The following is a 20,300-nucleotide window of genomic DNA, read 5'->3' as shown; positions in this document are numbered from 1 at the left end:
GCTACGACACGCGGGGTTCAGGGCTGTTCAGTGACGTGGCAACTAAACCGCCAGGCGCCATGCCTTGGCCATTTCGACTGTCGTGGAGCGTCCCGGCTGCGACCAGGGCTTATTACGTGCTACGTAGTTGTCAACGATGTCATCGAGCGCCTGGTTGACCTGGGCCGGCGTCGTTGCCCGGCCCAGGTTGTGTTCAACCCGGCGCAGCAGTGCAACATTCGAATCTGGCTGGCCCGGGCGAAACAGCGAGGGATAGAGCACTTCCCGCGTGAAGTTATCGGCGATCACAGCGATATCGCGTTTTTTCATTTCGCTGATGCCACTGGCCAGCACCCGTGAGGCCGTTTGATGCGGCGCTTGTAGCAACTGCTGGAAATTGGGGTTGCCTGCATCATTGAGGCGGGCACCCAGCCACTCGACGTATTCCGGGCGACTGGCCAGGGCGTCCAGGTTGCGCAATGCCGAGGCCAATTCAGGCGTCATGTGCAGCCGCTCGCCGGTATTGGCCGATGCCACAGCCTTATCCAGCATGCCAAGCCCCTGCCGGGCTTCGCTTCGAAAGCGCAGCACGCTACGGGAGGCGTCGTCCTGGTCAAGCGCGTCCTTGACGCTGGCGAGCATGGAATCGCTCATGGCCAGCACGGCGCTGTCAATCGAGCTGAATGAGTGCTGCTCTCGCACTTGCGAGCGTTTCTCCAAGTGGGTATTCACCGCAGCCCGAGACAGTTCCTGTAGCTGATTCTTGACCTCCAGCGGCATGGTGAAATTGATCGTGCCGTTGAGGAAGCCACTGAAGTCGCCGATCTCGGTCTTTAATGGCATGACAACCGTCTGATCCTTGATCCTACTGAGTTTCGATGCCATCAACTCACTATTGGCCGCGTTCGGGATCCCGAGAAAGCTATCCTTTAAGCTGCCCAAGTGACTGCCGCGCACGGCCGCAGACTTATCACCGCTGAACTTCAGAATCAGTTGTTCGGTATCGGCGATTGCACTGCCGGGAAACGTGCGCTGGTAAAAGTCAGCCACGGGGGTGTTGAGCAGCAAGCCGCCATCCTGAAAGAAGGTCTTCTCGCCGTCTGCCTGAAACCCGTGCCCCTTCTCCTCGGGCGCCTTGAACACCAGCGGCAGCGCCCCCGAAATATGCGCGGCGCGCGCGATATCCATGTCCGGCGTGAGGTTGGCATTGAACACCACCAACTGCGGGCGGCCATCGAACAAACCGGTGCCGGTGATATTGAGTTCCTTGATTGCCGGAATATGCAGGCTCAATGCCTGCAGGTCACCGAACGTGGTCGCACCGCCCGCACCTAATTTGTCGGCAATCGCGAAAACCTGTGGTGTGCGAAGCTCCCTGGGCAGGTCGCCAATGTGCGCCAGCACGGTCTTTCGCGACGCCTCGCGTACCAGGTCCTCCAGAGGTTCGGCCTTGGAACCCAGCCGTGGCAATACGTTAAATACAACCTCTGCCAGACTGCTGACCTTGCCGGCGACCTTGCCGACACTCGAACTGGCATTTTGCAGCCAAGCGGGAATGGCGTGCTTGCTGTTCATCAGTTTGGGAAGCTCGAGGTTGTCCGACAGCGTGTCGAAGGCCTTCGCCCCCATCCCGCTGGCCAGCAGGGCTGCCGAGATACCGCCGGCGGATGAGCCTGAAATACTGCGGATATGCTTCAAGGCGTTTGCGTCTTCAAGCGCCTGGACCACGCCCGGGTAGGCAATACCCTTGGCCCCGCCGCCACTGAGTACCAATTGGGTGATCGGCGGTGGGGAAACCGTCACTTCCACCACGCCATTCGGGTAGCGACTCAACGCCAACTTGCGTTCGCCTGCACCGTCTACCAGGGAGGTTTTCGTACCCTGGGGTTCAACGGTAGCGTGACCATGCCTTACGATAATCGGCGCCAAGGCCGTGTCGCGCGCCGCCGCCAGGCCGCTGCCAACGATGTCGTGGGGAGCGGGCAGCAGCGATTGAGGGAATGAAGGCTGGGCAGGATTTAACAATGCCATGTGTCGACTCTCTCTTCAGGGTGTAGTCCTGTGTGACGAGAGAACATGGGAAAGATCCATCCGGAAGCGTCTTGTAAAACAAGTCGCTCCCGGCCGAGCTTATTCGCTGATGCCGTCTTCCTGGAACTGATCCTTCACATACTTGATCTCGGTGCGGCCATGGGGCGCCGGCAGGCCGTCTTCCCCCAGGTTGACGAAGACCATTTTTTCCACAGTCAGGATGCTCTTGCGGGTGATCTTGTTGCGCACTTCGCAGGTCAGGGTGATGGAGGTGCGGCCGAACTCGGTGGCGGTGATGCCCAGTTCGATGATGTCGCCCTGGCGCGAGGCGCTGACGAAGTTGATTTCAGAGATGTATTTTGTCACCACCCGCTGGTTGCCCAACTGGACAATCGCGTAGATGGCCGCTTCTTCGTCGATCCAGCGCAGCAGGCTGCCGCCGAACAGGGTGCCGTTGGGGTTGAGGTCTTCGGGTTTAACCCATTTGCGGGTGTGGAAGTTCATGTTCACTCCAAAGCGTGTTGGCAAATGATGGGCAACATCATGGCAGAGGCCGGGCCCAAGCTCTATGAGCCATTGCCTATCAACCCCATGAGCTATCTTCATGCCGCCGACAGAAAGGCTTTAGAAGTCAGGCGCACGCAGCTATAATCGCCTCCGCTTCAAAACGGTCATCTTCGATTGATACCGTTCTCCCGCCACCTGTCCGAGGGGCGCTGCAGCAGGCTCGACCTGTCAGGCTCGGATGGGGCGTTGTCCGGCCTGGTTAGCCAGCTGGATACTAAACGCACAACGGCGCCCATTCGCACACTACGAATGGAGGCTCTTCATGAGCGCTGTAATCACGCCTGCAGGTTTTACCGACTACAAAGTCGCCGACATGTCCCTCGCTGCCTGGGGCCGTCGCGAAACCTTTATCGCCGAATCCGAAATGCCAGCCCTGATGGGCCTGCGTCGCAAGTACGCCGCTGAACAGCCGCTCAAGGGCGCGAAGATTCTCGGCTGCATCCACATGACCATTCAGACGGCCGTGCTGATCGAAACCCTGGTTGCCCTGGGTGCCGAAGTGCGTTGGTCGTCGTGCAACATTTTCTCGACTCAAGACCAGGCCGCAGCCGCTATCGCTGCTGCCGGCATCGCGGTTTACGCCTGGAAAGGCGAGACCGAAGAAGAGTACGAGTGGTGCCTGGAGCAAACCATCCTCAAGGATGGCAAGCCATGGGACGCCAACATGATCCTCGACGACGGCGGCGACCTGACTGAGTTGCTGCACAAGAAGTACCCGCAAATCCTCGACCGCGTCCACGGCGTGACCGAAGAGACCACCACCGGCGTTCACCGCCTGCTGGACATGCTGGCCAAGGGCGAGCTGAAAATCCCGGCCATCAACGTCAACGACTCGGTCACCAAGAGCAAGAACGACAACAAGTACGGCTGCCGTCACAGCCTGAACGATGCGATCAAGCGCGGCACCGACCACCTGCTGTCCGGCAAGCAAGCGCTGGTGATCGGCTACGGTGACGTGGGCAAGGGTTCGTCCCAGTCTCTGCGTCAGGAAGGCATGATCGTTAAAGTCTCCGAAGTTGACCCGATCTGCGCCATGCAAGCCTGCATGGACGGCTTCGAAGTGGTTTCGCCGTTCATCGATGGCGTCAATGACGGCACCGAAGCGAGCATCGACAAAGCCCTGCTGGGCAAGATTGACCTGATCGTGACCACCACCGGTAACGTGAACGTGTGCGACTCGAACATGCTCAAGGCCCTGAAAAAGCGCGCCGTGGTGTGCAACATCGGTCACTTCGACAACGAAATCGACACCGCTTTCATGCGCAAGAACTGGGCATGGGAAGAAGTGAAGCCTCAGGTACACAAGGTTCACCGTACCGGCGCTGGCGATTTCGACCCGCAGAACGATGACTACCTGATCCTGCTGGCCGAAGGCCGCCTGGTAAATCTGGGCAACGCCACTGGCCACCCAAGCCGCATCATGGATGGCTCGTTCGCCAACCAGGTACTGGCCCAGATCTTCCTGTTCGGCCAGAAATACGCCGACCTGTCGCCAGCCCAGAAAGCCGAGCGCCTGACCGTGGAAGTACTGCCGAAGAAACTCGACGAAGAAGTGGCCCTGGAAATGGTCCGTGGCTTCGGCGGCGTTGTGACTCAACTGACCAAGACCCAGGCCGACTACATCGGTGTTGGTGTTGAAGGTCCGTTCAAGCCGCACGCTTACCGTTACTGATCGGCCCAGTGCCAGCTGCCATAGGGGAGCTGGCTTTTGTGGGAGCTGGCTTGCCTGCGATAGTATCGCCTCGATATTGCTGGAACACCGAGGTGCCTGCATCGCGGGCAAGCCCGCTCCCACACCGGTATTCTGAGTTTCCATAGGTATGACCATGTCCCAAGACCGTCGCTACAGCTTCGAGTTCTTCCCGACCAAGACCGATGCTGGGCATGAAAAACTGATGGCGACTGCCAAGCAGTTGGCCAGCTACAACCCCGATTTTTTCTCCTGCACCTATGGTGCCGGCGGCTCCACCCGCGACCGCACGATCAACACCGTGTTGCAGCTGGAAAGCGAAGCCAAAGTACCTGCGGCTCCGCATTTGTCGTGCGTGGGCGACAGCAAGGCCGACCTGCGCAGCCTGCTGACCCAGTACAAGCAAGCCGGTATCAAGCGCATCGTCGCCCTGCGCGGTGACCTGCCGTCCGGCATGGGCATGGCCAGCGGCGAGCTGCGCTACGCCAATGACCTGGTGAGCTTCATCCGTGAAGAAACCGGCGATCACTTTCATATCGAAGTGGCCGCTTATCCGGAGATGCACCCCCAGGCCCGCAATTTCGAAGACGATTTGCAGAACTTCGTGCGCAAGGCCAACGCCGGCGCCAACAGCGCGATCACCCAGTACTTCTTCAACGCCGAGAGCTACTTCTACTTCGTTGAACGCATTCAGGCGATGGGCGTGAACATCCCGATCGTGCCGGGCATCATGCCGATCACCAACTACAGCAAACTGGCGCGTTTCTCTGACGCCTGCGGCGCGGAAATCCCACGCTGGGTTCGTAAACAACTGGAAGCCTACGGCGACGACGTCAAGAGCATCCAGGCGTTCGGTGAACAGGTCATCAGCGAGATGTGCGAACAATTGCTGCAAGGCGGCGCACCAGGGTTGCACTTCTACACCCTGAACCAGGCCGAACCGAGCCTGGCGATATGGAACAACCTGAAACTGCCTCGCTAAGGCCAGTTTCGACGTACCAAGGCTCTCGTCCCGACGAGGGCCTTTGTGGTTTTAATGCCTCAAGATCACTGTGCCAGAGCTTCTCTTTCGCCTGAGACAGTCGTAATCTCAGGGTATGCCTGTGATTTCCCGGATGTTGACTGCTGTCCTTTTCGCTTGCCTGAGCTTCGGCGCCCATGGCGAGAAACTGCGCATTGTCACCGAACCCTGGGCCCCCTATGTGTATGACGACAACGGCACGATGCGCGGGCTCGACTATGAGACCACGGTGATTGTGTTCCAACGCCTGGGCATCGATGTGCAATGGCAATTCCTGCCCTGGAAGCGCTGCCTGGCAATGCTCGACCAGGGCCAGGCCGATGGGGCGCTGGACATTTTCCACAGCCACGAGCGCGACTCGGTATTGCTGTACCCCAGCGAGCCGCTGTCCGATGTGGAGTTCGTGCTGTTCTACGCCAACGACCGCCCGCACCCGTTCCAGAGCCTTGAAGACCTGCGCGGCCTGACCATCGGCACCTCGCCGGGCTACCTTTATGGCCCGCAATTCAGTGAGTCCAGCCTGTTCAAGCAGGAACCGGCCGCCAGCCATGAGGCCAACTTCGGCAAGCTGGCCCTTGGCCGCATCGACCTGGTGATCACCGACCGCCGGGTCGGCCAGCACGTGCTCAAGGCACTGGGCCTCCTGGACCAGGTCACCGAGGCGCCGACGGTCATCAGCAGCCAGCCGCAATTTCTCGCGGTGCGCCGCGGTGCAGGCATGGACTTGCTGGTGCAGCGCTTTGCCGCCGAACTCAAACGCTTCAAGCAAGAGCCGGCCTACGCGGCCTTGAGCGCCAAATATGCAGGTACAAGCCTCCAAACCAGCGCATCGGCCCTGCCCGCGCACACCGTTGAGCAGCAGGAAAGCAGCGCAGAGTGATTGCTCTGTTATACTGCGGCCTTTCCGCCAGGCTTACGCCCGGACGCTTCGGTCTTGCAAAAGGCACCCGACCCCGCTACAGCGCAGCTTTCAAGCCCGCGCGAGCCGTCTGAGTGCCCGCCAGCCCCAGCAGGACCGGACGGGATTGCGTTCATCTAAACGCCATTCACGCCAGGCAAGACTATCCCTCTGGGCCAAGCCCTAACTAAAACAGGATTACTCATGTCCTTTGCTTCCCTCGGTCTCTCCGAGGCTTTAGTCCGCGCCATCGAGGCAGCGGGCTATACCGAGCCTACTCCGGTGCAACAGCGGGCCATTCCCGCCGTGTTGCAAGGCCGCGACCTGATGGTTGCGGCTCAGACAGGTACTGGTAAAACCGGCGGCTTCGCCCTTCCGATCCTGGAGCGGTTGTTCCCCAACGGTCACCCGGACAAATCCCAGCGTCACGGCCCGCGCCAACCGCGCGTACTGGTCCTGACCCCTACCCGCGAACTCGCCGCCCAAGTGCATGACAGCTTCAAGCTGTATGCCCGCGACTTGAAGTTCGTCAGCGCCTGCATCTTCGGCGGCGTCGGCATGAACCCACAGGTTCAGGCCATGTCCCGGGGTGTCGACGTACTGGTTGCCTGCCCGGGTCGTTTGCTCGACCTGTGCGGCCAAGGCAGCGTCGATTTGTCCCACGTGGAAATCCTCGTGCTGGACGAAGCCGACCGGATGCTCGACATGGGCTTTGTCCATGACGTGAAAAAAGTCCTCGCGCGCCTGCCGGCCAAACGCCAGAACCTGCTGTTCTCGGCCACGTTCTCCAACGACATCACCGCGTTGGCGGGCAAGTTGTTGCATAACCCCGAGCGCATTGAAGTCACGCCGCCGAACACCACGGTCGAGCGCATCGAGCAGCGCGTATTCCGCCTGCCCGCCGCCCACAAGCGTTCACTGCTGGCCCACTTGATCACCGCTGGCGCGTGGGAACAGGTGCTGGTGTTCACCCGCACCAAGCACGGCGCCAACCGCCTGGCCGAGTACCTGGACAAGCACGGCCTCACCGCCGTCGCCATCCACGGCAACAAGAGCCAGAACGCGCGCACCAAAGCCCTGGCCGACTTCAAGGCCGGTGAAGTACGCATCCTGGTAGCCACCGACATCGCCGCGCGCGGCCTGGACATCGACCAACTGCCACACGTGGTCAACTTCGAGCTGCCAAACGTCGACGAAGACTACGTGCACCGTATCGGCCGTACTGGCCGGGCCGGTCGTTCGGGCGAGGCCATTTCCCTGGTCGCACCGGACGAAGAAAAGCTGCTGAAAAGCATCGAGCGCATGACCAAGCAGAAAATCGCCGATGGCGACCTGATGGGCTTCGACTCCAGCGCCGTTGAGGCTGAGAAGCCTGAAGTGCGCGAGCGTCCGGACGTGCGTAACCCGCGCAACAACCCACGCGGTCCGAAGGGCGATGGCCCGAACGGCGGCGGCGGTGGTGGCGGTCGTAAAGACAAGGGCAAGGACAAGGGCGGCAAGGATAAGGCTGCAACCAATGGCCGTGGCGAACGCCCGGCCCGTGAGCAAAAGCCCCGTGAAGGCACCCCGGCCCGCGAACAGCGCCAGCCGAGCCAGCCACCACGTGCTGCCGCCGACCGTGCTCCGGACGAGTTCCTGGACGACGACGTGGATAACTTCGGTAACCGCGTTGACTACGTGCCCCAGGCCAAGCCGGCCCAGGGTCGTGGTCGTCGTCCGGGCGCTCCAGCCCAGGGCGCCGGTGCAGGCGCAGGTTCTGCGCCACGCACTGGCGGCCAGCCACAAGGTCGCCAGAACGGTCCGCGCAGCAGCAGCGGCGCGACCACCGGCACCCCGCCGGCCAAGCGCAGCGGCCCGCGCAACGGTGCACCGCGTGACGGCCAGGCCCGTCGCGAAGAGTCGCGCAACCGTCGCCCGGCCCGTGATGATCAACCTCGTTTGTCCGAGCCTGCGGTGCAAAACCCGCGCGGCGGCCCGGCACCGAAGATCATCCACAAAGAGTCGAAAAGCGATCGCACGCTGACACCTGAGCAGTTGGATCAACTGCCGGGCCGTCCACGTGGTGAAAAGCCAGCGTTGCTGACCCGCAACCGCTGATTTTCAGCGCGTCATAAAAAATGCCCCGGATCGCGAGATCCGGGGCATTTTTTATTGAAGCTTTAAAACTGTAGGAGCCGGCTTGCCCGGCGATGACGATCTTGAGAACGCCACGTACCGCGCGGGCGCTATCGCCGGCAAGCCGGCTCCTACAGACGAAGCATTACTTCGCTTTCACACCTTCAAACGTCACGTACAGCTCAACGGTGTTGGACGCTGGGCCCAAGTCCATCTGCTTGCCGAAGTCCTGGCGATTGAAGGAGGTAGTACCTTCAAAGCCTGCACGGTAGCCGCCCCATGGATCCTTGCCTTCACCCAGGAAGGTCGCCTTGACGACGATCGGCTTGGTCACGCCGTGAAAGGTCAGGTCGCCGGTCACGTCAGCAGTGACTTGGCCAGCAGCGTTCTTACCGGTGGTCTTGACGCTGGTGGAGACGAACTTGGCATCGGCAAACTTGCCAACGTCCAGGAAGTCTTTGCTGGCGATGTGCTTGTCACGTTCGGCGTGGTTGGTGAACACGCTGGCGGTACGGACGTTGAACTCAATCTTGCTGTCTTCAGGCTTGGCAGCATCGAAGCTGAACTTGCCGTCCAGGTCCTTGAAGGTACCGGTGATGAAGCTGTAGCCCAAGTGGCTGATCTTGAAGTCAACGAAGGCGTGCTGGCCTTCCTTGTCGACAACGTAGTCAGCTGCCATCACCTGACCGGCAGTCAGCAGGGCAGAACCGATGGCCAGAGCGGCGAGAGTCTTTTTCAACATGCTTTCTATTCCTTGTGAGTCGAGGTTGAACATCAGGCTTTGCGCCCCAGCATACGAACCAGGGTCACATCACGATCAATGAAATGGTGTTTCAACGCAGCCACACCGTGGAGGCCGGAGAACACCACCAATACCCAGGCCAGGTACAAATGCACCACGCCTGCGGTGTCTGCCTGGTCCGGTAGCCCGGAAACCAGTGCAGGAATCTCAAACAGGCCAAATACCGGGATCCCGACACCGTCTGCGGTGGAAATCAGGTAACCGGCAATCATCACGGCAAACAGCCCGAGATACAGGAATGCGTGGCCAAACGCAGCCCCCAGCCGCGTCATGCGGCTATAGCTGGCAAGCGGTGGCGGCGGCGGGCTGAGTAAACGCCAGACAATGCGCACAAGCATGATGGCAAACAGCGTGATGCCGATGCTTTTGTGCAAGTCCGGGGCGTCTTTGCGCCAGGTGCTGTAGTAGTCGAGACCAACCATCCACAGGCCCAAGGCGAACAGACCGAACACCACCAGGGCTACGCCCCAGTGCAAAACAATACTGACCCAGCCGTAGCGGGCCGATGAGTTACGTAGTTGCATGTCCCATATCCCGTAAGAGCTGTGCCCAAGACTATCGACTTACCTATCGAATTAAAGCGGAAAATTTCGCTTTGAAATATCGAGAAATACGATCAAGAGCGTATGCACAATAAGTTAACAAGGGATTAAGGACTATTCCCAAGAAACGTGACAGACCGTCCTGTGTTTACTGCGATTTACCCTACAAGCATGCAATTGGGTTGTGACACAGCCCTGCATTGCATAGGCTTGCGCGATTGTTTCGCCCGCGCACGCCGCGAGCCGCTTCGAGGAGAATAAAGATGGGTTTGAATAACCAGTGGATGCAACGCGACCTTGCGGTGCTGTGGCATCCCTGCACCCAGATGAAAGACCACCAGCGACTGCCGCTGATCCCGATCAAACGCGGCGAAGGCGTGTGGCTGGAAGACTTCGAAGGCAAACGCTACCTCGACGCCGTCAGCTCCTGGTGGGTCAACGTGTTTGGCCACGCCAACCCGCGCATCAACCAGCGCATTAAAGACCAGGTCGACCAGCTGGAACACGTGATTCTTGCCGGCTTCAGTCACCAGCCGGTGATCGAGCTGTCCGAGCGCCTGGTGAAAATGACACCCGAAGGGCTGACCCGCTGCTTCTACGCCGACAACGGTTCGTCGTGCATCGAAGTCGCGTTGAAGATGAGCTTTCACTATTGGCTCAACCGCGGCCTGCCGAACAAAAAGCGTTTTGTCACCCTGACCAACAGCTACCACGGCGAGACCATCGCCGCGATGTCGGTGGGCGATGTGCCGCTGTTCACCGAAACCTACAAGGCCTTGCTGCTGGACACCATCAAGGTGCCGAGCCCGGACTGCTACTTGCGCCCCGACGGCATGAGCTGGGAAGAACACTCCCGCAACATGTTCCTGGCCATGGAACAGACCCTCGCCGACAACCACGACACCGTCGCCGCCGTGATCGTCGAACCGTTGATCCAGGGCGCCGGTGGCATGCGCATGTACCACCCGGTGTACCTCAAGCTGCTGCGCGAAGCCTGCGACCGCTATGGCGTGCACCTGATCCATGACGAGATCGCCGTGGGCTTTGGCCGCACCGGCACGATGTTCGCCTGTGAACAGGCCGGCATCCGCCCAGACTTCCTGTGCCTGTCCAAGGCCCTGACCGGCGGCTACCTGCCGTTGGCGGCCGTGGTCACCACCGATGATGTGTACGACGCCTTCTACGACGACTACCCGACCCTGCGCGCCTTCCTGCATTCCCACAGCTACACCGGCAACCCGCTGGCGTGTGCGGCGGCACTGGCGACGCTGGATATCTTCGAAGAAGACAACGTCATCGAGAACAACAAGGCCCTGGCCCAGCGCATGGCAACTGCCACTGCGCACCTGGTGGACCACCCCCACGTCTCGGAAGTGCGCCAGACCGGCATGGTGCTGGCCATCGAGATGGTGCAGGACAAGGCCACCAAGGCTGCCTACCCATGGCAGGAACGCCGTGGCCTGAAGGTATTCGAGCATGCGCTGGAGCGTGGTGCGCTGCTGCGGCCGTTGGGCAGCGTGGTGTATTTCCTGCCGCCGTATGTGATCACCCCGGAGCAGATCGACTTCCTGGCAGAAGTGGCCAGCGAGGGGATTGATATCGCCACCAACAGCAAGGTCAGCGTGGCGGTGCCCCAGGATTTCCACCCGGGGTTTCGTGATCCGGGCTGAGTGAGTTCACTTGATTAATCGGGTGCCGCTGCTGCCTGACCTGTAGGAGCGAGCTTGCTCGCGAAAATCGTCAACGATAATGCGGGTATCCTGTTTAAACGCGGCGCCCTTACGTTCTTCGCGAGCAAGCTCGCTCCTACATGAACCTCCACAGAGAACAGAAATGAGACTGTCCCGCTTTTTTGTCGACGCCCCACTGAGCCTTGGCGACCACGAGTTGCCGGAAGCCCAGGCGCATTACATCAGCCGCGTATTGCGCATGAGCGAAGGCGACGCCGTGCAACTGTTCGACGGCGCAGGCCTGGAGTTTCGCGCCAGCTTGCTGGAAGTCGGTAAAAAGCGCGTGGTGGTGCAGGTCACCGAAAGCTTCGCCGGGCAGGTCGAATCGCCGTTACAGATTCACCTCGGCCAGGGACTGTCCCGTGGCGAGCGGATGGATTGGGCGATTCAGAAAGCCACCGAGCTTGGGGTGAACGAAATCACCCCGATCTTCAGTGAGCGCTGCGAAGTGCGCCTTAAAGACGAACGCGCCGACAAGCGCCTGCAGCACTGGCGCCAGGTGGCGATCAGCGCCTGCGAGCAGTGCGGGCGTTCAAGGGTGCCGGTGATTCACCCACCGCTGCTGCTGGCGGATTGGCTGAAGCAGGCCGACGCGGATTTGAAGCTGGTGCTGCACCCGGTGGCCGAGCCGCTGGTGAGCCATGCCAAGCCCGCGAGCCTGGCCTTCCTGATCGGGCCGGAAGGTGGTTTGACCGACAGCGAAGTCGAGACGGCCCAAGGTGCAGGTTTTCACTCCGCCCGCTTGGGCCCACGCGTACTGCGTACCGAAACAGCGCCAGTCGTGGCGCTGGCCGTGGCCCAGCAACTGTGGGGCGACTTCTAAACCCTGCCTTGCAAACCCAATCAAATGTGGGAGCTGGCTTGCCTGCGATAGCGGTGGGTCAGCTACACATCTGTTGCTGATACACCGCTATCGCAGGCAAGCCAGCTCCTACACTTTGATCGGGTTACCACTCCGCTACTCCACTGGATCACTCACAGGCGTCGCAATAATCGCCTTCAGCTCACTGGTCATCGGGAATTCCAGGTTCAAGCCCTTGGGCGGAATCGGCTGTTCAAACCAGCGCTGGTAAATGCCGTTGATCTCCCCCGAGCTGTACAGCCCGGCCAGGGTTTCGTTGACCACCGCGAGAAACTGCGGGTCATCCTTGCGCACCATGCAGCTGTAGATTTCCCGCGACTGTTCCTCCCCGACCACCACCCACTTATGCGGGTCCCTGGCCTTGGCGCGCTCGCCATAAAGCAACGCGTCATCCATGTAGAACGCCGCCGCCCGGCCCGATTGCAGCATCTGGAAGGCTTCGCCGTGGTCCTTGGCGCTGATCACCGACATGTTCAGTTTGTGATCAACGTTGTAGCTCTTGAGAAACCGCTCGTTGGTGGTGCCCGCGGTGGTCACCACGTTTTTGCCCTTAAGATCAGCAAAGCCTTTGATACCGCTGTCGTTGGCGGTCAGCAACTGGCCCTTTACGTAGATAAACCCGTAGGAAAACGCCACCTGCTTCTGCCGCTCCGCCGTCACGCCGGTTGAACCGCATTCCAGGTCCACGGTGCCGTTTTGCACCAGGGCAATGCGGGTCTGGGAAGTCACCAGGTTGTACTTCACGTTGAGCTTCGGCACGCCGGTTTTCTGTTGGATGCGCTCGACGATCTTGTTCGCCAGGTCCACCGAATACCCCATGGGCTTGCCGCTGTGATCCCCCACATAGGAGAACGGAACCGAGGCATCGCGGTAGCCGAGGGTGATGCTCCGGGCGTTGGCGATCTTGCTCAGTGTGCCTTCCAGAGGTGCTTCGGTGGCGTGGGCCTGAGCGCCGAATAACAGCCCAAGGGTGCAGCCGATCAACGTGATTTTTTGCATTGTTATTCTCCGTTGGTGGTTAAAGGTTCAGGTACGGCGCACGGCAATGACACTGATCTCGACCAGCACGTCCGGTCGCGCCAACTGCGCTTGCAACGTGGTACGCGTCGGCGCCTGGCCCGGCGACAGCCAGGCGGACCAGACTTCATTCATCGGCGCAAATCCCTCCTCGATATTGTTGAGGTAGATGGTCGCATTCAGCAGATGATCCTTGTCGCTGCCGGCCTCGGCCAGCAACCCATCAATCTTGGCCAGCACCTCACGGGTCTGGGTCGTTATATCGCGCCCGTCCCCCGGTACCTGGCCGGACAAGAACACCAGGTCCTGAAAAACCACTGCGCCAGACAGGCGATTGTTGCTGTTGATTCGGGTGATGGTCATCGAGGCATCCTCAAGCGGCGCGGGGCGCAAAGCCCTGCATATCAATGGAAGGTGTGTGCCGGCCGATCAGCTCGGCCAGCACCTGGCCGCTGCCACAGGCCAGGGTGAACCCGAGGGCACCATGGCCGAGGTTCAGCCACAGGTTGCTGTAGGCACTGGCACCAATCAGCGGTACGCCGGTGGGCGTAGCAGGACGCATGCCGGCCCATTCAACCGCGTGCTGGTAATCACCGGCCAGCGGGAACGTCTCAAGTGCCTGGCGCTTGATCAGCGCCAGGCGCTTGGGTTCCAGGCGGGTGTCGAAGCCGACGATGTCCACCATCGCCGCCACCCGCAGTTGCTCACCAATACGCGCGTAGACGATCTTGCGGTCGTAATCCGTGATGCTGATAGTGGGCGCCTGATGCTGCGCACCAATCGGCACACTCAGGCTGTAGCCCTTGAGGGGATACAGCGGCAGCGACAGGCCGGGCAAGGCCAGCTCGGGGCTGCGGTGCCCGGCGGCCAGCACCAGGTGCTGCACCGGCAGCACTTCACAGCCCATCTCGATCGCCTGCACGGTGCCTGCGCTGTGGCGAATCCCCGTCACCTTGCGCCCCAGCAGGAAGGTGCAGCGCCCAGATGCCTCGAGACGCGCCGCCAACTGCTGGCAAAATGCATGACAGTCGCCGACTTCTTCATTGGGCGTATAGATGCCGCCGGCAAAACGGGTGCTGGCCAGGGTCGGCTCCAGCCGCGCGCAGTCCTGCGCCGAGAGCACTTGCTGTTGCAAAGGGTCAGTCACTTTGTTCAGTGCGCGCTCATAGCTTTCGAGGCGGCGAAAGGTCACCAGCTTGCCGTTGCGCCGCCAGTGGAAGTCGCCCAACTGGTCTTCTTCACGCCAGCGTTGCAGGGTCTCCTGGCTCAAGGACGCCAGGCGCAGCAAATGGGCCGCATTGCGCTGGTTCACCGAGCCACGGCAGGCGCCCAGGAACGACGCCATCCAGCGCCACTGCGCCGGGTCCATGCGCGGGCGCAGCTTGAGCGGCGAGTCACCGCGCAGCATCCAGCCAATGGCTTGCAGCGGCACGCCCTTGTCGGCCAGGGGCGCAACATAGCGGTAGGACAACTGCCCGCCATTGGCGAAACTGGTCTCGCTGGCGAATGTGTCCCGGGCTTCGATCACGGTCACTTGCATACCGGCACGCACCAGCGCGTAGGCACTCGCCAAGCCGATAACCCCACCACCGATGATGCAGACCTGCTGAACCATGTGCTTCCCTTAACCGTGCGATGTCAGGCTTGAAGGTTAGGGGCAGGTGACAGCGGCAGAACAATGAATAAAGATGGGTCACCCATAAACAAAGGTTATGGACTGCCCATGCGCTTGCGTCATATCGAAATCTTCCAGGCCATCCGCCAGACCGGCTCCATCAGCGCCGCCGCCCAGTTGCTGCATGTCTCGCAGCCGGCCGTGAGCAAGGTGCTGCAGCACGCCGAGTTGCAGCTGGGGTTCCCGCTGTTCTTGCGCATACGCGGCAAGCTGCAACCAACCCCGGAAGCGCTGGCGCTGGAGCGCGAAGTCGACAAAGTAACCGAGAGCCTGCAAGGCGTGCGACGCCTGGCGCAAAACCTGCGCCGCGAGCCAGGCCAGAGCCTGCGTATCGGCGCGACGCCGGCGTTGGCCTTGTCGTTGCTGCCGCCGGCCATCCGCGAGTGGACCCAGCGCTACCCCGACATCGCGTGCGAGCTGTCCAGCGCCCACAGCCGCGAGCTGGTGCAGAACCTGTTGATGCGTGAAGTGGATGTAGCGCTGACGTTGCAACCACCCGATCACCCGGGACTCACCGCGCAGCCGTTGGCTCATGGCGTATTGGTGGCGCTGGCGCCCAGGGATTACTGGAAGGAAAACGAGCTGGGCAAACCGCTGCCGCTGATGGCCTTGGCGGGCGCGCCGTTGATTGGCCTGTCCAGCGCCGACCCGTTGTCGGCGAAGCTGGACAGCTACCTGGAAGCGGTCGACCCGCCGCCACGGGTCAGCATCGCGGTGCAGACCTATTCACTGGCCAGGGCGATGGTCGAATCCGGCGCCGGGCTGGCCGTCATCGACCCGTTCACAGCCCTCGGTGCGTCACCGGCCACCACCTGCATTCGCCCGCTGGCGCCGCCGCTGCCGATCACCTTGTACGCCCTGACTCGCGCCAACGAACCGCCGCCGCATATGCTGGCGAGCCTGCTGGAAATCTTCGGCAGCCGGGCCCAGGAGCAGTTGGACCGGCTATAACACATACCCCATGATCGCCACAAAATGCAGCAAGCTGCCGCCGATCACGAACAAATGCCAGATCCCGTGGGAATGGCGCATGCGGTCCTCCAGGGCAAAGAAAATAATGCCCACGGTGTACAGCACGCCGCCCGACGCCAGCCAGGCAAACCCGGTGGGGCCCAGCGCTGCAATCAGCGGCTTGACCGCCACCAGCACGATCCAGCCCATCACGGCATAGATCACAATCGACAAAATCCGCGCCTCGGAGCGTGGCTTGATCTCCTGCAAAATGCCGATCACCGCCAGCCCCCACACAATCCCGAACAGCGTCCAGCCCCACGGGCCGCGCAGCGTCACCAGGCAAAACGGCGTGTAGCTGCCGGCGATCAGCAGGTAGATCGAAAAGTGATCAACCTTCTGCATGATCTCTTTCTTGCGCCCGCGCACGCTGTGGTACACGGTCGATGCGCTGTAGAGCACCAACAACGTGAAACCGTAGATCGCCACGCTGACAATCTTCCAGGGGCTGCCGTCCATCCCGGCCACCACCAACATCCATACCGCGCCAACAAAAGCCGCAACCGCCCCGAGCAAGTGGCTCCAGGCGTTGAATCGTTCCCCGTGATACATGTGTCACTCACCTCGAATAACGGTTATCACCTCACCCATTCTGACGTCCGCCAACCAATATCGGGTAACAACCTTTCTTCATTTGCCCAAATGCACACGCCGATAGATGATTCGCTTCATCCTGTGGGAGCTGGCTTGCCTGCGATAGCAGTGGGTCAGCCTTGCATCTGTTGCTGATAAACCGCTATCGCAGGCAAGCCAGCTCCCACATAAAAACACCCCGCTCCCGACCCCATCGGTAATCCCCATGCCCGACCTTGAGCCTGCCCAGCCTCACCCCAGCCTGTGGCAGTTGTTTTACAACTTCGCCATGGTCGGCCTGCTGGGCTTCGGCGGCGTAATGCCCTGGGCGCGGCAAATGATGGTCGACCGCAGGCAGTGGGTCAGCGAGCAAGGCTTCAACGAGCTGCTGACCACTGGCCAATTCTTCCCCGGGCCGAATATCGCCAACGTCGGCATTATCTATGGCCGGCGCCTGCACGGCTTGCCGGGTGCGGTTGTGACCGTCGTCGGCTTGTATCTGTTCCCCTCGCTGATCACCGTGCTGGCGGGCTTCGCCTATGCCAAATGGTGGAGCCATGACGTGGTGCAGCAGGTCTTCGGCGCGGTGATGCCAATCGCCACCGGGCTGATGCTCGGCACCACCTTGCGCCTGCTCAAGGCGATGCCCCGGACACTGGCCAACTACAGCGCATTCGTCCTGACCTTTGTGTTGATGGCCGTGTGGGTGCTGCCGTTGTGGATGGTCTTGCTGATCTGCATTCCCAGCTCCCTGGCCTTGAGTTTCATGGGCAAGCAAAAGGTGGCCGGCTGATGCAAAGCGTGCTGTTTCACCTGATGATCCAATGCGCGCTGTGGTCGCTGATGGCGATTGGCGGCAACACCGTGGCCCTGAGCGATATCCACCGCTACACCGTCACCGACATGAACTGGATCACCGACGCCCAATTTGTCGCCTTCTTCGCCCTGTCCCAGGCACTGCCGGGGCCCAATGGCATGTTCCTGGTGTTTATCGGCCAGCAAGCCGCCGGGTTGCCGGGCGCGCTGGTGGCGCTGACCGCCAAGCTGGTGCCCTGTTCGGTGCTGACCTACTTCGGCGCGGGCTGGCTGGAGAAACACACCCATACGCCGTGGGTGCAGCGGGTCAAAGGCAGCCTGCTGCCGATCTCCATCGGGCTGATCCTGGCCGCCAGCTACATCCTGATGAACAGCCTGGAAAACAATGCCACCAGCCTGGTGCTGACCCTGGCCAGCGCCGCCGTGGTGTATTACACACGGCTCAACGCAATCTGGCTGATCATCCTCGGCGTGGTGTTGGGCCTGTGCAGCGCATGGCTGGGAGTGAACTGGTTTTAGGGGCACAATCGACGGCATTCGAACAAGAGTCACCCTCATGCTGATCGACGAAGAATTCACCCTCAAGAAGCTGGAAATCTTCCTGGCGTTCATGCGCACCGGCAACCTGGCACGGGCGGCGGCTGAGTTGCAGACCAGCAACGTCAGCGTGCACCGGGCGATTCACTCCCTGGAAAACGCCCTGCGTTGCCCGCTGTTCAAGCACGAAGGGCGTAACCTCACACCGCTGGAAAGCGCCTATGTGCTGGAGGAGCGCGCACAAAAACTGGTGCAGGACGTGGTCGACAGCGTGCGGGTGACCCGCGAAGCCGCCGGTTTTTCCGCCGAGCGCTTCAAGCTGGGCTCGTTGTATTCATTGACGGTGAAGACCGTGCCGCAGTTGATCATGGGGCTGAAAATCCGGCGCAGCGAGCTGAACATCGACCTGATCCTCGGCTCCAATTTCGACCTGCTGTACAAGCTGAAAAACATGGAAGTCGACGCGATCCTGATCGCCCTCGACGAGCACGCCAACGATCCGGACTGCGAGCAGATCTCACTGTTTTCCGATGATATCTTCCTCGCCACCCCAGCCGATTCACCGTTCGACCGCGAGCAGGAAATCGACCTGGCGGATGTGCGCGAAGCCACCTTCATCACCCTCACCCAAGGCTTTGCCACCCATCAGGACGGCAACCGCGTGTTCAAGCAGGCAGGGTTCGAGCCCAAGGTGGCGATGCAGGTCAACGACATCTTCACCCTGCTGAGCATGGTCAGTTCGGGCGTGGGGTATGCGCTGCTGCCGGGGCGAATTGCGGCGGTGTACGAGAACCGGGTAAAGCTGATTGCGCTGCAACCGCGCTACCGTTTGCAGCAGCACATTGGCGTGGTATTTCTGAAGGCCAAGGAGCGCGACCCGAACTTGCTCGCGCTGTTGGCAGAGTGCCGGATGTATGCCAATCGGCAGGCCTGACACCGCACATTCTCTGACTGATGCAAAACCTGTATGAGAGGGTGTCTGTGGTGGGGGGGTTCTGTGGTGAGCCGGCTTCTGTGGTGAGCCAGCTTCTGTGGTGAGCCGGCCTCTGTGGTGAGCCGGCTTCTGTGGTGAGCGGGCTTGCCCCGCGCTGGCCTGCGAAGCAGGCCCATTAAGACAGCGGTGTTCTTTCAGGCAGACTGAGTGGGCAGGTTTTAGGGCCGCTTCGCAGCCCAGCGCGGGGCAAGCCCGCTCACCACAGAAGCCCGCTCACCACAGAAAAGCCCCCTGGCCATCTCTCTAGCCGACAATCCCGCGCACGATGAAGTAGAGCACCGAAGGCCCCAGCAAGCAGCCCAGCCCGGTGTGGAAGGTGGCGGTCAACGCGCCATACGGCACCAACCGCCGATCCGTTGCGGCCAAGCCCGCCGTCACGCCGCTCACCGTGCCGGCCAGGCCACCAAACACCATGGCCGAGCGCGGATTATCCAGGCCCATCCAGCGTGCCGCCATCGGCGTGCCGACCATCACCAGGATCGCCTTGATCAAGCCGGTCGCAATGGACAGCGCCACCACATCCGAACTGGCGCCCAACGCCGCCCCGGTCACCGGCCCGACGATATACGTCACCGCGCCCGCACCGATGGTGGTCATGCTGATCGCATCGCGATAACCGAACGCCCAGGCAATACTCGCGCCCACAATAAACGGCAACACTGTGCCCAGCAGCAAGGCAATCGCACCAATCAACCCGGCCTTGCGCGCCTCGGTGGCCTGCACTTCAAACGCCGTGGCCACGATGGCAAAGTCCCGCAGCATCGCGCCACCCATCAAGCCGATCCCGGAAAACAGTGCCACGTCCGCCAGGCCTTTCTGCCCGCCGGTCAGCGTGCCGCCCACCCAGGCCAGCACCAGCCCGATCACAATCGCGATGGCCGAACCGTGGATGCGCCCGAACGTCAGGCGCTTGGACAGCACCACCGAAATCCACATCACCACGCCGACAAATGCAAAGGCGGTGACCAAGCCGTTATTTGCCAGGCCTTTCTCGATGAGGTCCCACATATCAGCGACCTCCCGCGACAGGTGCAGCCGCAATCAGCGGCTCTTCATCGGGTAGCGGTTCACCTTTGTGCGTGCGGCTGATCAAGGCAATCGTGCAACCGCACACCACCACCGAACCAATCGCCGCCAGCACCGCCACCGGGCCGCCGTGCAGTGCGGTCACCACGTTCTGTTGCGCCGCCATCGCCACCACCACCGGGATGTACATCGCGCCCCAGAAGCCCACGCCCATCTCGCATTCCTTGGTCATGCCGCCGTGCTTGTGCATCCATAGCCGAGCGCAGATCAGCAGGATCATCGCGATGCCCACCCCGCCCACATTGGATTTTACCCCCAGCAGCACGCCGAGCATGTCTCCCAGAATCACGCCTGCCAACATGCAGATCGCCAGCAACGCCACACCGTAAATAATCATGATGGTTGTCCTCAAAG

Annotated in this window: 20 protein-coding genes, 1 pseudogene and 1 riboswitch; of the genes and pseudogenes, 11 read left to right on the top strand and 10 right to left on the bottom strand. The window is 61.1% G+C overall.

All coding sequences use genetic code 11. The features are described 5' to 3' along the window. Positions 1-42 precede the first annotated feature (42 nt). Both ACZRN6_RS11645 and ACZRN6_RS11640 read right to left on the bottom strand, forming a co-directional pair. The gene (locus tag ACZRN6_RS11645) at positions 43-2,010 is read right to left on the bottom strand and encodes a patatin-like phospholipase family protein (RefSeq protein WP_464007994.1); all 1,968 of its coding nucleotides are present in this window, start codon (positions 2,008-2,010) and stop codon (positions 43-45) included. Positions 2,011-2,109: 99 nt separating this feature from the next. Next, a complete protein-coding gene (locus tag ACZRN6_RS11640) occupies positions 2,110-2,514 on the bottom strand; it encodes an acyl-CoA thioesterase (protein WP_010167614.1) in 405 nt (134 codons plus the stop codon). 198 nt (positions 2,515-2,712) lie between these two features. After that, positions 2,713-2,818, top strand: a riboswitch (S-adenosyl-L-homocysteine riboswitch). A 21-nt stretch (positions 2,819-2,839) separates the two neighbouring features. Between ACZRN6_RS11640 and ahcY the strand changes: the two genes are divergently transcribed. The 4 genes from ahcY to ACZRN6_RS11620 all read left to right on the top strand — a co-directional run bounded on the left by ahcY (position 2,840) and on the right by ACZRN6_RS11620 (position 8,283). After that, positions 2,840-4,249, top strand: a complete 1,410-nt coding sequence (gene ahcY / locus ACZRN6_RS11635; protein WP_322148077.1) for an adenosylhomocysteinase — start codon at positions 2,840-2,842, stop codon at positions 4,247-4,249. 154 nt (positions 4,250-4,403) lie between these two features. Beyond that, positions 4,404-5,249 (top strand): methylenetetrahydrofolate reductase [NAD(P)H], encoded by an 846-nt coding sequence (gene metF / locus ACZRN6_RS11630; protein ID WP_322148078.1) that lies wholly within the window; start codon positions 4,404-4,406, stop codon positions 5,247-5,249. 115 nt (positions 5,250-5,364) lie between these two features. Beyond that, positions 5,365-6,168 carry a substrate-binding periplasmic protein gene (locus ACZRN6_RS11625; RefSeq protein WP_464007993.1) on the top strand — a complete coding sequence of 268 codons (804 nt, stop codon included), beginning with the start codon at positions 5,365-5,367 and terminating at the stop codon, positions 6,166-6,168. A gap of 222 nt (positions 6,169-6,390) precedes the next feature. Further along, positions 6,391-8,283, top strand: coding sequence for a DEAD/DEAH box helicase (locus ACZRN6_RS11620; protein ID WP_464007992.1), 1,893 nt, complete (start codon positions 6,391-6,393; stop codon positions 8,281-8,283). A gap of 163 nt (positions 8,284-8,446) precedes the next feature. Here ACZRN6_RS11620 and ACZRN6_RS11615 read toward each other — a convergent pair whose 3' ends face one another. Together ACZRN6_RS11615 and ACZRN6_RS11610 are read right to left on the bottom strand one after the other, a co-directional pair. Next, complete coding sequence (locus tag ACZRN6_RS11615; RefSeq protein ID WP_322148083.1) at positions 8,447-9,043, bottom strand: YceI family protein; 597 nt, start codon at positions 9,041-9,043, stop codon at positions 8,447-8,449. 32 nt (positions 9,044-9,075) lie between these two features. Further along, complete coding sequence (locus ACZRN6_RS11610) at positions 9,076-9,627, bottom strand: cytochrome b (protein WP_076017768.1); 552 nt, start codon at positions 9,625-9,627, stop codon at positions 9,076-9,078. 281 nt (positions 9,628-9,908) lie between these two features. Between ACZRN6_RS11610 and ACZRN6_RS11605 the strand changes: the two genes are divergently transcribed. The 3 genes and pseudogenes from ACZRN6_RS11605 to ACZRN6_RS11595 all read left to right on the top strand — a co-directional run bounded on the left by ACZRN6_RS11605 (position 9,909) and on the right by ACZRN6_RS11595 (position 12,198). Further along, positions 9,909-11,315, top strand: coding sequence for an adenosylmethionine--8-amino-7-oxononanoate transaminase (locus ACZRN6_RS11605; protein ID WP_464007991.1), 1,407 nt, complete (start codon positions 9,909-9,911; stop codon positions 11,313-11,315). Between the two features lie 54 nt (positions 11,316-11,369). Then, a pseudogene (locus ACZRN6_RS11600) lies at positions 11,370-11,456 on the top strand (outer membrane lipoprotein carrier protein LolA); the annotation flags it as partial. Between the two features lie 22 nt (positions 11,457-11,478). Continuing rightward, the gene (locus ACZRN6_RS11595; protein ID WP_464007990.1) at positions 11,479-12,198 is read left to right on the top strand and encodes a 16S rRNA (uracil(1498)-N(3))-methyltransferase; all 720 of its coding nucleotides are present in this window, start codon (positions 11,479-11,481) and stop codon (positions 12,196-12,198) included. A 135-nt stretch (positions 12,199-12,333) separates the two neighbouring features. Here ACZRN6_RS11595 and ACZRN6_RS11590 read toward each other — a convergent pair whose 3' ends face one another. From ACZRN6_RS11590 to ACZRN6_RS11580, 3 genes are read right to left on the bottom strand one after another with little or no spacing between them, the layout of a single operon-like run. Then, complete coding sequence (locus ACZRN6_RS11590) at positions 12,334-13,236, bottom strand: transporter substrate-binding domain-containing protein (protein WP_464007989.1); 903 nt, start codon at positions 13,234-13,236, stop codon at positions 12,334-12,336. Positions 13,237-13,263: 27 nt separating this feature from the next. Beyond that, complete coding sequence (locus ACZRN6_RS11585; protein ID WP_464007988.1) at positions 13,264-13,617, bottom strand: RidA family protein; 354 nt, start codon at positions 13,615-13,617, stop codon at positions 13,264-13,266. Positions 13,618-13,627: 10 nt separating this feature from the next. Continuing rightward, a complete protein-coding gene (locus ACZRN6_RS11580) occupies positions 13,628-14,869 on the bottom strand; it encodes a D-amino acid dehydrogenase (protein WP_464007987.1) in 1,242 nt (413 codons plus the stop codon). 108 nt (positions 14,870-14,977) lie between these two features. Here ACZRN6_RS11580 and ACZRN6_RS11575 point away from each other — a divergent pair, with 108 nt between their 5' ends. After that, entirely contained in the window at positions 14,978-15,880 is a 903-nt protein-coding gene (locus ACZRN6_RS11575; RefSeq protein ID WP_322148090.1) for a LysR family transcriptional regulator, read from the top strand. Here ACZRN6_RS11575 and trhA read toward each other — a convergent pair. Next, complete coding sequence (gene trhA, locus ACZRN6_RS11570; RefSeq protein ID WP_322148091.1) at positions 15,875-16,492, bottom strand: PAQR family membrane homeostasis protein TrhA; 618 nt, start codon at positions 16,490-16,492, stop codon at positions 15,875-15,877. The genes ACZRN6_RS11575 and trhA overlap by 6 nt on opposite strands. 247 nt (positions 16,493-16,739) lie before the next feature. Between trhA and ACZRN6_RS11565 the strand changes: the two genes are divergently transcribed. From ACZRN6_RS11565 to ACZRN6_RS11555, 3 genes are read left to right on the top strand one after another with little or no spacing between them, the layout of a single operon-like run. After that, positions 16,740-17,306, top strand: coding sequence for a chromate transporter (locus ACZRN6_RS11565; protein WP_322148093.1), 567 nt, complete (start codon positions 16,740-16,742; stop codon positions 17,304-17,306). Next, a complete protein-coding gene (locus ACZRN6_RS11560; protein ID WP_464007986.1) occupies positions 17,306-17,848 on the top strand; it encodes a chromate transporter in 543 nt (180 codons plus the stop codon). The genes ACZRN6_RS11565 and ACZRN6_RS11560 overlap by 1 nt, the downstream gene beginning before the upstream one ends. A 37-nt stretch (positions 17,849-17,885) precedes the next feature. Continuing rightward, positions 17,886-18,800, top strand: a complete 915-nt coding sequence (locus tag ACZRN6_RS11555; RefSeq protein WP_464007985.1) for a LysR family transcriptional regulator — start codon at positions 17,886-17,888, stop codon at positions 18,798-18,800. A gap of 303 nt (positions 18,801-19,103) precedes the next feature. On the opposite strand, the gene madM is transcribed toward ACZRN6_RS11555, so the two are convergent. Further along, the gene (gene madM / locus ACZRN6_RS11550; RefSeq protein WP_322148097.1) at positions 19,104-19,868 is read right to left on the bottom strand and encodes a malonate transporter subunit MadM; all 765 of its coding nucleotides are present in this window, start codon (positions 19,866-19,868) and stop codon (positions 19,104-19,106) included. Position 19,869: 1 nt separating this feature from the next. Next, positions 19,870-20,283, bottom strand: a complete 414-nt coding sequence (madL, locus tag ACZRN6_RS11545; RefSeq protein ID WP_003216818.1) for a malonate transporter subunit MadL — start codon at positions 20,281-20,283, stop codon at positions 19,870-19,872. Positions 20,284-20,300: the final 17 nt, after the last annotated feature.

The organism is Pseudomonas sp. A125 (assembly GCF_055409485.1).
Note: the sequence above shows the minus strand (reverse complement) of the source record. Positions and strands in the feature narration are given on the sequence as shown.